The organism is Burkholderia sp. LFS061, assembly GCF_047978125.1.
Classification (GTDB): Bacteria; Pseudomonadota; Gammaproteobacteria; order Burkholderiales; family Burkholderiaceae; genus Burkholderia; species Burkholderia pyrrocinia_C.
This window is the reverse complement of the sequence record NZ_JBFPFS010000002.1, coordinates 275,432-289,615: the sequence shown is the minus strand read 5'-3', so window position 1 is coordinate 289,615 and position 14,184 is coordinate 275,432. Positions and strand designations below refer to the sequence as shown.

The 14,184-nt window shown below is 67.1% G+C and carries 12 protein-coding genes; 3 read left to right on the top strand and 9 right to left on the bottom strand.

The window, feature by feature from the left end:
* Window positions 1-332: 332 nt before the first annotated feature.
* Window positions 333-1,385 (top strand): hypothetical protein, encoded by a 1,053-nt coding sequence (locus ACNQQL_RS02880; RefSeq protein WP_347063129.1) that lies wholly within the window; start codon window positions 333-335, stop codon window positions 1,383-1,385.
* Window positions 1,386-1,465: 80 nt separating this feature from the next.
* On the opposite strand, the gene ACNQQL_RS02875 is transcribed toward ACNQQL_RS02880, so the two are convergent.
* The 8 genes from ACNQQL_RS02875 to ACNQQL_RS02840 all read right to left on the bottom strand — a co-directional run bounded on the left by ACNQQL_RS02875 (window position 1,466) and on the right by ACNQQL_RS02840 (window position 10,643).
* Window positions 1,466-2,911, bottom strand: a complete 1,446-nt coding sequence (locus tag ACNQQL_RS02875; protein ID WP_243566489.1) for an NAD-dependent succinate-semialdehyde dehydrogenase — start codon at window positions 2,909-2,911, stop codon at window positions 1,466-1,468.
* Window positions 2,912-3,063: 152 nt separating this feature from the next.
* The gene (locus ACNQQL_RS02870) at window positions 3,064-4,362 is read right to left on the bottom strand and encodes a cytochrome c (RefSeq protein WP_347063128.1); all 1,299 of its coding nucleotides are present in this window, start codon (window positions 4,360-4,362) and stop codon (window positions 3,064-3,066) included.
* A 15-nt stretch (window positions 4,363-4,377) separates the two neighbouring features.
* Window positions 4,378-6,612, bottom strand: coding sequence for a xanthine dehydrogenase family protein molybdopterin-binding subunit (locus tag ACNQQL_RS02865; protein ID WP_347063127.1), 2,235 nt, complete (start codon window positions 6,610-6,612; stop codon window positions 4,378-4,380).
* Window position 6,613: 1 nt separating this feature from the next.
* Entirely contained in the window at window positions 6,614-7,069 is a 456-nt protein-coding gene (locus tag ACNQQL_RS02860) for a (2Fe-2S)-binding protein (RefSeq protein WP_131948378.1), read from the bottom strand.
* A gap of 139 nt (window positions 7,070-7,208) precedes the next feature.
* Complete coding sequence (locus ACNQQL_RS02855) at window positions 7,209-7,508, bottom strand: putative quinol monooxygenase (RefSeq protein WP_072436800.1); 300 nt, start codon at window positions 7,506-7,508, stop codon at window positions 7,209-7,211.
* Between the two features lie 99 nt (window positions 7,509-7,607).
* Window positions 7,608-8,666, bottom strand: a complete 1,059-nt coding sequence (locus tag ACNQQL_RS02850; RefSeq protein ID WP_347063126.1) for an NADP-dependent oxidoreductase — start codon at window positions 8,664-8,666, stop codon at window positions 7,608-7,610.
* 236 nt (window positions 8,667-8,902) lie between these two features.
* Window positions 8,903-9,523, bottom strand: coding sequence for a TetR/AcrR family transcriptional regulator (locus tag ACNQQL_RS02845; protein ID WP_347063125.1), 621 nt, complete (start codon window positions 9,521-9,523; stop codon window positions 8,903-8,905).
* A 100-nt stretch (window positions 9,524-9,623) separates the two neighbouring features.
* The gene (locus ACNQQL_RS02840; RefSeq protein WP_347063124.1) at window positions 9,624-10,643 is read right to left on the bottom strand and encodes a DNA-binding protein; all 1,020 of its coding nucleotides are present in this window, start codon (window positions 10,641-10,643) and stop codon (window positions 9,624-9,626) included.
* Between the two features lie 399 nt (window positions 10,644-11,042).
* Here ACNQQL_RS02840 and ACNQQL_RS02835 point away from each other — a divergent pair, with 399 nt between their 5' ends.
* Entirely contained in the window at window positions 11,043-11,459 is a 417-nt protein-coding gene (locus ACNQQL_RS02835; protein ID WP_347063123.1) for a helix-turn-helix transcriptional regulator, read from the top strand.
* A gap of 2 nt (window positions 11,460-11,461) precedes the next feature.
* Window positions 11,462-12,802, top strand: coding sequence for a type II toxin-antitoxin system HipA family toxin (locus ACNQQL_RS02830; RefSeq protein ID WP_347063122.1), 1,341 nt, complete (start codon window positions 11,462-11,464; stop codon window positions 12,800-12,802).
* 24 nt (window positions 12,803-12,826) lie between these two features.
* On the opposite strand, the gene ACNQQL_RS02825 is transcribed toward ACNQQL_RS02830, so the two are convergent.
* On the bottom strand, window positions 12,827-13,954 hold the full coding sequence (locus ACNQQL_RS02825; protein ID WP_347063121.1) for a 4-hydroxyphenylpyruvate dioxygenase family protein: 1,128 nt from the start codon (window positions 13,952-13,954) through the stop codon (window positions 12,827-12,829).
* Window positions 13,955-14,184: the final 230 nt, after the last annotated feature.

Here is a 14,184-nt window from a genome sequence, read left to right as displayed (position 1 = left end):
CAGTTGAATAGCCTATGGCGCAATCGTCATTTCTCCATTACGCGCGCCTTGCCGTCCGCGAAATCCCGATACTCGTATCGATCAGAGAATAGCCAATGGGCCGGCGGCCCGTAATACCGCTCGGGCGTGACTAACGCACAGCGGCACAGCGCCTCTCCGCTTCCCGGGCAGATCACAACAGCTCGCCCCGAACGTCCCTTCCTCCTGTGTCCTTCACCCCATGATGCCGGGCAGCGCTTTCGGCCCATAAGCCGTCTACGTGCGCCTGCTTATCGCTGACGCATGCCCGCTCGTGGGCCCTCTCCCATTCACGAAATCACTGGAGCCCGTTCATGGATATCGATCGTAACTTTATCGGCGGCACCCTGGGGATCGCCGCATGTTCGTTTGCCGCCGCACTTTCTTTCGCCACGCAGGCGCAGGGGGCGAGCGCCTGCTATGCCGTCGACATGCGCGGATCGCAGCTCTACGTGACGTCGGGGGTGTTGCGCGAAGCCGCGCTCAAGGTCGCGAACGCGCGAGTCACCGCCTCCATCGAGGGTACGCCGTTGACGCCGGTAAAGCCCCCGCCCGACCCGAAACGTTGCGACGGGGCGAACGATCACCTTCCTGCGGACGGTCCCGGCACCCGCAACTACTTCGGCAATGTCGTGAGCCCGTTGAAGTTCCTGCGTCTCGCGGCGTCTCAATGCGCGGGAGCCGGAAACCAGAGTCAGTTCTTCTCGATGAACCAGGCCATTTATTATCGCCAGTGTGGAGGCGGGCAATACTCGAACTACATTCACTTCTGGGGACGCGCGAACGGGAACCCGAGCACGTGTTTCGCCAGCGACTACCCGACGATGTTTGCCAAGGCCACCAAAGACAGGAAGCCGGCGGACCTGCTCAACGCGATGAAGACGGTCTACTCGGGCGGCCTGAGTGGAACCGACGCGAACGATCAGGCGCTCGGCAACGCGATGGCGGCGATCCTGATCGCCGAAAGCAATCGCGACTATCTGGTCAACCTCGAGAACTACATGTTGATGGACCTGGCCGACGTGAAGAAGGCCACGCCGGCGCAAATCATCGGGGGCCACTGCGTGCCGAATGCCGAGTCCTGCCAGAACCGCGGTGAGTCGCAGAACGGCAAGCACCCGATCGCGTGGGGCGGAGCGCAGAAAACCATGATGGTGGACGGCTGGGGCCAGGCGGCAGGTGCCAATAGCGACTTCGGCATGATATTCGAAGGCAATCTGTCGGCCGAATGGGCAGTCGCGAAAGGAAAGGTCGCAAGCGCGAAGGTCGCCGAATGCGGCAGGGTTCCGCTAACCTACGGAAATCTGAACCCCGACCAGCAGAAGGCAGTGAAAGGCGTCTTTGAAGGCATTCTGCCGGCCCGCTGAGGTTCGCCGTCGGCAACGCGCCAAGAAAACGCCGCCGCCCCATACGTGGAAGCGGCGGCCTCACTACGCTCAACCTGTTGTCAAACCGCCATCACCGTCACCGACTTCGTCACGAGGTACGGCTCGAGCGCTTCCGGCCCGCCTTCCGACCCGTAGCCCGAGTCCTTCACGCCGCCGAACGGCATTTCCGGCCACGGCGTCGCCGGCTGGTTGATCCACAGCATCCCCACTTCGAGACGCTGCGTAAGCAGGTGCACGTTCGCGAACGAACGCGTGAACGCGTAGCCGGCCAGCCCGAACGGCAGACGGTTCGCTTCCGCGATCGCATCCTCGAGCTTGTCGAAGCCGCGAATCGCCGCGACCGGGCCGAACGGCTCGTTGTTGAACACGTCCGCTTCGAGCGGCACGTTCGCGATCACGGTCGGTGCGAAGAAGTTGCCTGCCGAGCCGATCCGCTCGCCGCCCGTCTCGATGCTCGCGCCGACCTTGCGCGCGTTCTCGACCACCGACGCCATCGCGGTCAGCCGGCGCGGGTTCGCGAGCGCGCCGAGCGTCGTGCCTTCCTCGAGGCCGTTGCCGATCTTCAGCCCTTCGGCATGCTTGACCAGCGCGCGCGTGAATTCGTCGCGGATGCTGTTGTGCACGAGGAAGCGCGTCGGCGAAATGCAGACCTGCCCCGCGTTGCGGAACTTCGCGCCGCCGGCGGCCTTCACCGCGAGCGCGACGTCGGCATCCTCGGCGACGATCACCGGCGCGTGCCCGCCAAGCTCCATCGTCGCGCGCTTCATATGCTGGCCCGCCAGCGCGGCGAGCTGCTTGCCGACCGGCGTCGAACCCGTGAACGTGACCTTGCGGATCACCGGATGCGGGATCAGGTACGACGAGATTTCGGCCGGATCGCCGTACACGAGGCCGATCACGCCGGCCGGCACGCCTGCGTCGACGAACGCGCGCAGCAGCGCGGCCGGCGATGCGGGGGTTTCCTCCGGCGCCTTCACGAGGAACGAGCAGCCGGTCGCGAGCGCGGCGCTCAGCTTGCGCACGACCTGGTTGACCGGGAAATTCCACGGCGTGAACGCGGCGACCGGGCCGACCGGCTCCTTCACGACCGTCTGCTGCGCGCCGAGGTTGCGCGGCGGCACGATCCGGCCGTACACGCGGCGGCCTTCGTCGGCGAACCATTCGATGATGTCGGCCGCCGACAGCACTTCGACGCGTGCCTCGGTGAGCGGCTTGCCCTGTTCCTGCGTCATCAACTGAGCGATCGCGTCGGCGCGCTCGCGCACCAGCGCGGCCGCCTTGCGCATCGTCGCCGCGCGTTCGTGCGCGGGCACCTTGCGCCACGTTTCGAAGCCGCGCTGCGCGGCGGCGAGCGCGCGGTCGAGGTCGGCGATGCCCGCGTGGGCCACCTTGCCGATTGTGTTGCCGGTCGCCGGGTTCACGACGTCGATCGTCTTGCCGCTCGCGGCGTCGACCCACTCGCCGTCGATCAGCAGTTGCGTATCCGTATAAGTCACGTTAGCCATCCAGACACCCCTACATTGCGTCGATAAAACGCGCGCTGCCGCGAGCGGCCGCGCGCCGGTTGACAGAAAGAGCAAAGCCGCCGGGGCTGACAACCACCCGGCGGTGCAGACGGCAGGCACACCGGCCTGCCGTCGTTCCGCATGGGCCGCGCTCAGTGCGCGGCCGCCGTCGCCTTGCGAAGTTTCGCGACGTCCGCCGCCTGCACGGCCGGCGCGCCGTTGTTCCAGCCGGCGCGCATGAACGTCAGCACGTCGGCGATCTGCCGGTCGTTCAACTGGTTCGAGAACGCCGGCATCGGATACGCGGAAGGCACGCCGTCGATCACGAGGGTGTCGCTGCCGTTCAGCGTCACGTTGATCAGCGACGATGCATCGGTTTCGAGCACGTTCGGATTGCCGGCGAGCGGCGCGAGCAGCGGCGCGTAACCGCGCCCGTCCACGCCGTGGCAATGCAGGCAGTAAGCGTTATACACCTTCGCGCCCGGGTCGGCTGCCGGCCGGCCCAGCACCACCTGCGTCGGCTTCGGATCGTAGCTGTACGGCGGCGCGCCCGTGCCGCCCGCGGCCGGCAGCGATTTCAGGTAGCGGGAAATCGCGGCCAGATCGTCGTCGCTCAGCGCCTGCGTGCTGTGGTTGATCACGCTCACCATCGAGCCGAACGCGGTCGCGTGCCGGTTCGCGCCGGTCTTCAGGAATTGCGCGACGTCGGCCTCGTTCCAGCGGCCAAGCCCCGTGTTGTGCTCGCCGGTCAGGTTCGACGCGAACCAGTTGTCGATCGCCGCGCCCGACAGGAACGCCGAGCCGCCTTCGTCGAGCGCCTTCTCCTGGAAGCCGACACCGCGCGGTGTGTGGCACGACCCGCAGTGCCCGAGCCCCTGCACGAGATACGCGCCGCGGTTCCACGTCGCATCCTTTCCGGGCTTGTCGGCATACGGCGTCGTGTCGAGGAACACCGCGTTCCACAACGCGAGCGGCCAGCGCATGTTGAGCGGCCACGGGATGTCGGCCGCCCGGTTCGCCTGCTTCACCGGTTCGACGCCGTGCATGAAGTACGCGTACAGCGCCTTCACGTCGTCGTCCTTCAGCTTCGCGTACGACGGATACGGCATCGCCGGATACAGACGATGGCCGTCCTTCGCGACGCCCCGGCGCAGCGCGCTCGCGAATTCGGCTTCCGTGTACCCGCCGATGCCCGTGTCCGGATCGGGCGTGATGTTGGTCGTGTAGATCGCGCCCATCGGCGTGACCATCTTCAGGCCGCCCGCGAACGGCGTGCCGCGCGGCGCGGTATGGCATGCGACGCAATCGCCGGCTTTCGCGAGATATGCGCCGCGCGCCACGAGCGCGCTGTCGGCCGGTGCCGTTTGCGCGGCGTGCGCGGCCGTGCCGGCCAGCAGCGCGGACAGTGCGAGCAGCGATACGCCGAGCGTGTTCAGGGTGAGGTTTCGCATGTTCGTCTCCTCCCCTCAGGCCGTCTTCAGCTGGTTGCCGACCGGCAGCTTGCGCAGCCGCTTGCCGGTTGCCGCGAAGATCGCGTTCGACAGCGCCGCCGCGGTCGCGGCCGTGCCCGGTTCGCCGATCCCGCCCGGCGCTTCGCCGCTCTTCACCAGATGGACTTCGATCGGCGGTGTCTCGTTGATTCGCATCATCCGGTAGTCGGTGAAGTTGCTCTGCACGACGCGGCCGTCCTCGATCGTGATCTCGCCGTACAGCGCGCCCGTGATCCCGAAGATGATGCCGCCCTGCACCTGCGCCTCGATCGTGTTCGGGTTGACGAACATCCCGCAATCGACCGCGCACACGACGCGCTTGACCTGCACCTCGCCGTCGTCCACCGCGACGTCGATGACGATCGAGAAGAAGCTGCCGAACGCGTGCATCACCGACACGCCGCGCCCTTGCCCCTTCGGCAGCGACGGCCCCCAGCCGGCTGCCTTCGTCGCGACGTCGAGCACGTTGAGCGCGCGCGGCGTCTTGCCGAGCAGTGAGCGGCGGTATTGCACGGGGTCGGTCTTGGCCTGCGCGGCCAGCTCGTCGATGAAGCTCTCGACGACGAAGGTGCTGCGCGTCGGCCCGACGCCGCGCCAGAACGCGGTCGGCACGTGGCACGGCTCCTGCCGCACGTAGTCGATCAACTGGTTCGGCAGGTCGTACGGCAGGTCGGTTGCGACCTCCACCGCGTCGGGATCGACGCCGTTCTTGAACGCGGGCGGCGCGAAGCGCGCGAGGATCGACGAGCCGACGATCCGGTGCTGCCACGCGACCGGCTTGCCGTTCGCGTCGAGGCCGGCCGAGATCCGGTCGTAGTAGTACGGCCGGTACATGTCGTGCTGGATGTCCTCCTCGCGCGTCCAGACCACCTTCACGGGCGCGCCGACCTGTTTGGCGATCTTCACCGCCTGGCCAATCATGTCCGTTTCGAGGCGCCGGCCGAAGCCGCCGCCGAGCAGGTGGTTGTGCACGACGATCTTGTCCGGCGGAAAGCTCGTGAGCCGCTGCACGGTGTCGACCGCCCGCGTCGGCACCTGCGTGCCGACCCAGATCTCGCAGCCGTCTCCGCGCACGTGCACCGTACAGTTCACGGGCTCCATCGTTGCGTGCGCAAGGAACGGCTGCTCGTAGACGGCGTCGATGCGCGTCTTCGCGTTCGCGAACGCCTTGCCGACGTCGCCGTCCTTGCGCGCGACCGCGCCCTTGCCGTTCGCGGCGGCCTGCGCGAGATCGGCGACGATGTCCTTCGTCGACACCTTCGCGTCCGCGCCTTCGTTCCACTTCACGACGAGCGCCGACGCGCCGCGCTTCGCGGCCCACGTGTGATCGCCGACCACCGCGACCGCGTTGTCCGCGCGCACGACCTGGCGCACGCCCGGAATTTTCTTCGCGGCCGTGTCGTCGACGCTCGCAACCGTGCCGCCGAACACCGGGCTGTTCACGATTACCGCGTACAGCATGCCCGGCAGGCGCACGTCGAGCCCGAACTGCGCGGTGCCGTCGACCTTCTCCGGCGAATCGAGCCGCTTCGCGGGCGTGCCGATCAGCTTGAAATCCTCCGGCTTCTTCAGCACGACATCCTTCGGCACCGGCAGCTTCGCCGCGGCGTCGGCCAACTGGCCGTACGACGCGCGCCGGCCGCTCGGCGGATGCTGCACTTCGCCGTTCGCGGCGCGGCACGATGCCGAATCGACATTCCATTGCTTCGCGGCCGCCGCGACCAGCAGCGTGCGCGCCGTTGCGCCCGCGCGGCGCAGCGGCTCCCATGCGTAGCGCACCGACGTCGAGCCACCGGTGAGCTGGCCGCCGAGCAGCGGATCGAGGAACAGTTTCTCGTTCGGCGGCGCATGATCGAGCGTCACGCTCGACAGCGGCACTTCGAGTTCCTCGGCGATCAGCATCGGCAGTGCCGTATAGACGCCCTGTCCCATCTCGACCTTCGGCATCACCAGCGTGACCTTGCCGCCGCGGTCGATCTGCACGAACGCGTTCGGCGCGAACACGCCCGCACGCGCGGTTTCATCGCCGTCGCCGCCGATCACCGAACGACGCGTGTCGTCGCCCGCCGCCGGCAGGCTGAAGCCGAGCAGCAAGCCGCCGCCAGCCGCCGCGCCGAGCGACATGCCGAGTTTGAGAAACCCGCGGCGCGACACGCCGGCGCCTGCCGCTTGTCCGGCGGCCTTGCCTGCTTCGATCAGTCCTCGCGACATGTCAAGCCCCCTTCGCGGCCTGCTTGACCGCCGCGCGAATCCGGTTGTACGTGCCGCAGCGGCAGATGTTGCCGGCCATCGCCGCGTCGATGTCGGCGTCGCTCGGGTTCGGGTTCGATGCAATCAGCGCGGTGGCCGCCATCACCTGCCCCGACTGGCAGTAGCCGCACTGGACGACGTCGAGCTCGCGCCACGCCTGCTGGACCTTGTGGCCGGCCGGCGTGGCGCCGACGGCTTCGATCGTCGTGATCCTGCGGCCCGCGACGGCCGCGACCGGCAGCACGCAGGAGCGCGCAGCGACGCCGTCGAGATGCACGGTGCACGCGCCGCATTGCGCGATCCCGCAGCCGAACTTCGTGCCGGTGAGGCCCACGACGTCGCGCAGCACCCAGAGCAAGGGCATGTCGTCGGGGGCGTCGACCGTGCGGGTTTCGCCGTTGATGTTGAGGGTGACCATTCAGCCTCCGGGGCCGTTGTATTGGGGAAGCGGCGCGCATGGCGCGCCGCGCGGGGTCGTCGTTGTCATTGCCGTCGCGGGTGCGCAACGGATGCCGCGCGGCCCGGGAGGGACGAGCCGCGGCGGTGGTCCTGCGTCGTTACTCGGCCACGTCGATGCCCGACAGCACCTTGATCACCGGCGGTGCCGTGAACCAGTCGGCCGACTTCGTGCGGAATTCGCCGAAATACGGGCTGGCGAGGTGCGCGTCGAATGCGGCCTGGTCGTCGTAGATTTCGTACAGGTGCAAGTTCGGCGAGCCGTCTTGCTCGCGGAACAGGTCGTAGCGCCGGTTGCCCGGTTCGGTGCGCGTCTTGACGACCAGGCTGCGCAGTTCGGCCTCGGCGGCCTGAGCGTGTTCGGGTTTCACGAACAGCGAAGCAATCACGTGAAGCGCCATCTTGTCACTCCTTTCGAAACGGAATCGAGCATGCCACAAGCCGGCGTCGCGTGACGCCAGCGTGCAACCTCGGTGTGTTTGTGTTGCCGTGCCGCAGCATCAGGCCAGTTCGTCCGGGCCCACGCGCACGACGACCTTGCCGAAATTCTTGCCGGCCAGCAGGCCGATCAGCGCTTCCGGTGCGTCGGCGAGGTCGGGGACGACATCTTCCCGCGTCTTCACCTTGCCCTGCGCGACCCATTCGCTCATCTCCTTCAGGAACGGCGCATAGCCGGTCGCATAGTGATCGAGGATGATGAAACCCTGCACGCGGATGCGCTTGCGCAGGATCGCACCCATCAGCGCCGGCACGCGATCACGGCCGGTCGACACCGCGGTGTCGTCGTATGCCGCGTCGTTGTAATGCGCAATGATGCCGCACACCGGCACGCGCGCGTGATCGTTGAGCAGCGGCCACACTGCGTCGAACACGGCCCCGCCGACGTTCTCGAAATAGACGTCGATGCCGTTCGGACAGGCGTCCTTCAGCTTCGCGGCAAACGCCGGATCGCGGTGGTCGACGCACGCGTCGAAGCCGAGCGTGTCGGTCACGTACGCGCACTTGTCCGCGCCGCCCGCGACGCCGATCACGCGGCAGCCCTTCAGCTTCGCGATCTGGCCGACGACCGAGCCGACCGCGCCGCTGGCTGCCGCGACGACCACGGTTTCGCCGGCCTTCGGTTCGCCGATCTTCAGCAGCCCGGTGTACGCGGTGAAGCCCGGCATGCCGAGCACGCCGAGCGCGTAGGACGGATGCGCGAAATCGCGGCCGAGCGGAATCAGGTCGCGGCCGTCGGACAGCGCGTAGTCCTGCCAGCCGGCGCCGGCAACGACGAGATCGCCTTCGCGAAACGCGGGCAGGTTCGACGACACGACGCGGCTGACCGTGCCGCCGACCATCACGTCGCCGAGTTCGACCGGCGCGGCATAGGACGGCGCGTCGCTCATCCGGCCGCGCATGTACGGGTCGAGCGACAACCAGACCGTGCGCAGCAGCACCTGGCCGGCGCCGGGCGTCGGCACGTTGCCGGATTCGGTGCGGAAGTTGCCCGGCGTCGGCGCGCCGACCGGGCGCGACGTCAGGACGATCTGGCGGTTTGCGGTTTTGCTTTGCGGCATAAGAGTGTCTCCGTCAACAGGAATAAACGTGCTTCGTGGGCACGATCGGATCAGGGATGGACCGACAGAAGGCGCGCACGCGTGGCGGCGTCGGCGGTCAGGCCGGCGTGATTGCACGCGTGCGGTTGGAACAATCGGGACAGCGTAACGCGGAGCGAGGTATTCGTCATGCGTGGATAAGTAGACCAGTCGTCTAGAATCGGGGCAAAAACAAGGCGCGCCGAAGCGCGCCCGGGTTACGGCTGCGCTCCGTCATGCGCGGCCGGCGGCAGGTTCAGCATGCGCCGCGTTTCGATCATCGCCCTTTCGAGCGGTTTGCGGTTGCGGTGAATCTTTTCCAGCAGCGTTGCGCCAAGCCACAGCTCGTAAAGGATCGCGGCCGTGTGCGGCGGATCGTCGACCGCACGCAGCGAGCCATCGGCAAGCCCTGCCTCGATGCCGCCCGCGAGCCGTTCGATGATCTGGCTCGTGCCACGCCGCAGCACCGCGCGCATCGCTTCCGACAGGTCCGACACTTCCGCGCCGAGCTTCACCGCGAGGCACTTGCCCTCCGGATCGTCCGCGCATTGCGTGTGCAGCCAGTTGCCCCAGTACGTCATCAGGCGTTCGGCGCCCGTGCCGGCCTGATGCTTGAGCAGGTTGTCGAGATGCGCGAGATAACCTTCGAAATACGCTTCGAGCAGTGCCTCGCCGAATGCTTCTTTCGAGCCGAAGTAATGGTAGAACGAGCCCTTCGGGATGCCCGCCGCAGCGAGAATCTCGTTCAGACCGACCGCCGAGAACCCCTTGTGGAGCATGATCGGCTTCGCGATGTTCAGGATGTGCTGGCGGACTTCCGCGCCTGAAGATGCATTCATGATGGCGTATGGTAGCAACGATTAGACCGGTCGTCTAGCAACGCCGGACCGACATGTTGAGCGGCACTTTACCCGATCGCGACCGGACAATCGACCGCCGTCAGCGCGCCGCTTCGTCGGCGCGTTTCCTCGTGCGCGCCCGCCGCTCGCTTCGCTGCGCGGCCGGAGCCGCCTTCGTGCCGCGCACCGGTGCCCGGCGCGCGAGCACCGTCATCTCCCGCCTCAACGCATCGAGCTCCTTGGCGCGCGCCGCATCGGTCGCCTGCGCGCCGTCGAGCTGCCCCTGAAGCACCCCGCATCGATGCAGTGCATCGCCGAGTTGCGCCTGCAGCGCGGCGACATCCTTCCGCTGCTGCGCATCGCGCTGCTCGGCGCGCGATGCCGTCGCGTCGAGTTCCTTTTGCAGCCGTGCGGCGGCGAGCCGTTCGCGATCGATCTCCTGAAGCGCGCGCTTCTCCGATGCGCGCAAGCGTTCCTCGGCCCGGCCTGCGTCGTCGCGCAGCCGGTCAAGTTGAGTCGTGAAATCCGCACGCGCCTGCGCAAGTGCGCGGTCGCCTTCCGCGTTGTCGGCTTTCAGGCGTTCGATTTCCGCTTGCATCGCGCGCCTCGATGCGTCGTCGGCCGCCCTCGCCTGTTCCAGTTCCTGGATGCGCACCTGCGCGGCCAGCAGCGCGGCCGTGCGTTGTTCGAGCGCGGTTTCGGTGCGGGCCAGTTCGGCCTGCAGCGTAGCGACTTCCGCTTTCGCCGCCGTTCGTTCGGCTTCGACTTCCGCGCGCAATACGTCGAGCGCGGCGGCCGCGTCGGTGCTCGAACGATTCCACAACGCCGCGACCAGCTCGCCGGCTGCCGCCTGCAGATCGGCCGGCAGGTCAGGATGTTCGATCCGTGCGCGGCTCTTTTCCCGCAGCTCGGCCCAGAACTCGCCGAGGACAGCCGTCGGCGTGCTCATGCTGCCCTTGCGGACGAGCTGGTACAGGCGGTTCGCGGTAGGCGTGATGCCGAAACGGAAGAACAGCAGCGCGCAGACCTCGCGGTATAGCTCGCGGGTTTTCGGGAAGTCGGCCTTGAGGCGCTCGATTTCGGCGGTCAGGCGGGGTTCGTCGGCGGAGAGATCGGACACGGTGTGGTTTCGTCGGGAATTTCGTAAATAATATAACGTAAACCGTTAAATATCCAATTCTTGCAGTCTATTTATTTGACATTATTTCTATAATGTCGAGATGGCCGAAGATCAGTGTGGCGTGTGGAATCGAAGCGCGCTGGCCCCTCCTTGCCTCCATCGCGCGCCCGGTTGGCGATGAATAGGCCGAGCCTGGGTTGCCAACCAGCCCGTCGACGATCGAATCAATACGGCCGGCTGCGGGATCGCGGTGCCGGCAGGAGGGTTGGTCCGGTTTTCGCGTAACAGGCTATCGCTTGTTTTCACGAAATACAGCCTCAGGTTTGTATTTTTACAATACATGCCATAGACTGTATTTTCAGATTACAAACGATCGCCTGTCATCCTGCGGAGCGCCCGATGGCCTTTCCTGTCCAGACCCTGACCCAGTTGCGCCCGATACTCGTCGGTTTCCGGAAATCCGCGGGGCTCACGCAGGCGCAATTGGCCGCCCGCCTGGGCGTCACGCAGCAATCCTATGCGCAGCTCGAAGCCAATCCGTCGGCGGTGAGCATCGAACGGCTTTTCAAGGTGCTGAACACGCTTGGCGTTCGTATGACGCTCGACCTGGGCGCGCAGGACGAATCGGAGGGACCAGCCAGTACCGATGCACGGCCGGCGGCTCCCAAGCCGGCCGCGAAAAAGCGCATGCCGGACCCGGCGCGCGGCGCAACGGCAGCAAAAGCTCAAACCAAAACCACGACCGGCGCCGCGCGCAAGCGGCCGGCGACAGCAGCGCCGGGCAAGCCACGGGTCTCGAAACGGGAGGACTGGTGACGATGGCGTCACGCGCCCGCCACGACCGGCTCGACCTGTGGATGAACGGCATTCCGGTCGGCTATTGGGAAATCCGGCGCGGCGTCGAGCGCCTCGTCTACCTGCCGGGCTGGCTCGACGATCCCCAGGGGCGGCCGCTATCGCTGTCGCTGCCCTTTACGCCCGGCAACCAGCCGCACCAGGGCGCGATCGTCGCCGACTACTTCGACAACCTGCTGCCGGACAGCGAGCCGATCCGCCGCCGCATCGCGCAGCGTTACCGGCTCGGATCGACGGCACCGTTCGAACTGCTCGCGTCGATCGGCCGGGATTGCGTCGGCGCGATCCAGATGCTGCCGCCCGGCGAAATGCCCGTTGACCTCGAGACGATCGACGGCGTGGCGCTCGACGACGCAGCCGTCGCCGACGTGCTGCGCCACGCGACCGCCGCTCCGCTGCCCGGCCGCGCGGAGCCGGACGGCGACCTGCGCCTGTCGATCGCCGGCGCGCAGGAAAAGACCGCATTGCTGCGTCAACGCAACCGCTGGTTGCGGCCGTCGGGCAGCACGCCGACGACACACATTTTCAAGCTGCCGCTCGGGCGCGTCGGGAACATGCAGGCCGACATGCGGACGTCCGTCGAGAACGAATGGCTGTGCTCGAAGCTCGTCGCCGCATACGGCCTGCCGGTCGCGCCGTGCGAGATCGGCCGGTTCGACGACCAGAAGGCACTGATCGTCGAGCGCTTCGACCGGCGTCCTTCGCGTGACGGCACGTGGATCCTGCGACTGCCGCAGGAGGACATGTGCCAGGCGACCGGCACGCCGTCCGGCGCGAAATACGAATCCGACGGCGGCCCCGGCATCGATACGATCATGGGCATCCTCGCGAATTCGACCGACGCCGCGCACGACAGGATGAATTTCTTCGTCGCACAGCTCGTGTTCTGGGTGCTGGCGGCGATCGACGGCCATGCGAAGAACTTCAGCATCGCGCACCTGCCCGGCAATACGTACCGCAGCACGCCGCTGTACGACGTGCTGTCCGCGCATCCGATCATCGGTACACGCCGCAACCAGTTGCCGCCGCGCCGCGCGCGGCTCGCGATGGCCGTGTGCGGGAAGAACCGGCACTACGTGATCGGCGAGATCCAGCCGCGTCACTGGATCGCGCAGGGGCGGCGCGTCGGCCTGACCGAAGACGACGTGCGCGTGGCGATGGCGGCTGTCGCCGCGCGCACGGAACCCGCGATTGCCGAAGTCGCGGCGCAGATCCCGGCGAATTTTCCGGCGGACGTGGCGGACGCGATCTTCGACGGCATGCGTCGCCAGAGCCGCAAGCTCGGGGCGGGAAGTGCCGCGTGAGGTTTGACGGCCGCCGCGAGCCGCTCAGCCCGCGTCGCGCGCGCGGGCGAGTGCCGCGAGGTTCCCTTCGCCAAACCCGTGGTGCCCCTTGCGCTGCACGATCTCGAAGAAGATCTCGCCGGGCCGGCGCTTGACGAAGGTCTGGAAGAACAGGCGCGGCACGCCGTCGCTGCCGATCTCGCCGTCGACCAGCACCGCGCGGCTGCGCAGCGCGTCGAGATCGACGCCGTGCCCGGGCAGCCGCGCATCGACGTCGTCGTAATAGCGTGCGGGCGGCTCGATGAATTCGACGCCGTTCGCGCGCAGCGCATCGACGCATGACAGGATGTCGTCAGTCGACAATGCGACGTGCTGGACGCCCTCGCCCGGATGGTCGGGCAGATACGCGTGCATCAGCTCGGTACGTCGCGTGCCTTCCTCGTAGACCGGAATCCGCACCGCGCCGCACGGCGACACCATCACGCGCGATTCCTCCGACACATGCCAGTGCGCGTCGATCTGGTGGATCTCGCGAAAATGCAGCAGGTCGTGGTAGAAATCCAGCCACTCCTGCATGCGGCCTGCGCCGACGGTTTGCGTGAAGTGGTCGACCTGCTGCAGGCCGACGCCCGCGCAGTCGAGATCGGTGTGTGCGGTCGCGATGTCGATCGGCCGGAAATCGATGTCGAAGATCGAGATGTCGCCGACCCCGCCGCGCTGGCCGTCCCGCCCGCGCCAGCGGTCGACGAAATACAGGTGCGAATCGCCGATGCCCTGGATCGCCGGGATCTTCAACTCGCCGACACCGACCTTTTCGCCTTCGAACGCCCACGCGCCGAGCTGGATCGCGCGCTCGAACGCGCGCCGGGCATTCGCCACGCGCAAGCCGATCGCGCAGACGCCCATCCCGTATTCCTCCGCATAGCGTGCGGCGAACGAATCGGGCTCGGCGTTGATCAGGAAATGCATCTGCCCTTGCCGGTACAGCGTGACGTTCTTGCTGACATGCCGCGCGATCGCCTTGAACCCGAGCTGCTCGAAGCGTTGCGCGAGCGCTTCCGGCACGGGCGCCGCGAATTCGACGAATTCGAGGCCGGCCATCCCGAGCGGATTGGCGACCGGATCGACGACGGACGGCGTATCGCTGGACAGGGGGTGGGAATTGCCGGGCATTCCAGTCTCCGGGGGCATGCGGTCGAGGGGGATGGCGCCCCGCGCGGGCGGCATGCGCGGCCGATGTGGCGACCGGGCATCCGCCCCGAGCGGGCGAGTTTTCATGCTGCAGATTTTAACCAGATCGTTCACGACGGCACACCCTGGCCGAACGGGATATCGTCGCGCCGCCTAGTGCAAACCCGAAAAGCGTTCGATAATCGCACGATATTGAACGATAATCGCGCACT

What these genes read in the sequence shown, in the direction of transcription:
- ACNQQL_RS02835 (WP_347063123.1), top strand. Translation starts at nt 11,043, where the DNA reads ATGGCCTTTCCTGTCCAGACCCTGACCCAGTTGCGCCCGATACTCGTC.
- ACNQQL_RS02880 (WP_347063129.1), top strand. Translation starts at nt 333, where the DNA reads ATGGATATCGATCGTAACTTTATCGGCGGCACCCTGGGGATCGCCGCA.
- ACNQQL_RS02875 (WP_243566489.1), bottom strand. Translation starts at nt 2,911, where the DNA reads ATGGCTAACGTGACTTATACGGATACGCAACTGCTGATCGACGGCGAG.
- ACNQQL_RS02850 (WP_347063126.1), bottom strand. Translation starts at nt 8,666, where the DNA reads ATGCCGCAAAGCAAAACCGCAAACCGCCAGATCGTCCTGACGTCGCGC.
- ACNQQL_RS02855 (WP_072436800.1), bottom strand. Translation starts at nt 7,508, where the DNA reads ATGGCGCTTCACGTGATTGCTTCGCTGTTCGTGAAACCCGAACACGCT.
- ACNQQL_RS02865 (WP_347063127.1), bottom strand. Translation starts at nt 6,612, where the DNA reads ATGTCGCGAGGACTGATCGAAGCAGGCAAGGCCGCCGGACAAGCGGCA.
- ACNQQL_RS02860 (WP_131948378.1), bottom strand. Translation starts at nt 7,069, where the DNA reads ATGGTCACCCTCAACATCAACGGCGAAACCCGCACGGTCGACGCCCCC.
- ACNQQL_RS02825 (WP_347063121.1), bottom strand. Translation starts at nt 13,954, where the DNA reads ATGCCCGGCAATTCCCACCCCCTGTCCAGCGATACGCCGTCCGTCGTC.
- ACNQQL_RS02830 (WP_347063122.1), top strand. Translation starts at nt 11,462, where the DNA reads ATGGCGTCACGCGCCCGCCACGACCGGCTCGACCTGTGGATGAACGGC.
- ACNQQL_RS02845 (WP_347063125.1), bottom strand. Translation starts at nt 9,523, where the DNA reads ATGAATGCATCTTCAGGCGCGGAAGTCCGCCAGCACATCCTGAACATC.
- ACNQQL_RS02870 (WP_347063128.1), bottom strand. Translation starts at nt 4,362, where the DNA reads ATGCGAAACCTCACCCTGAACACGCTCGGCGTATCGCTGCTCGCACTG.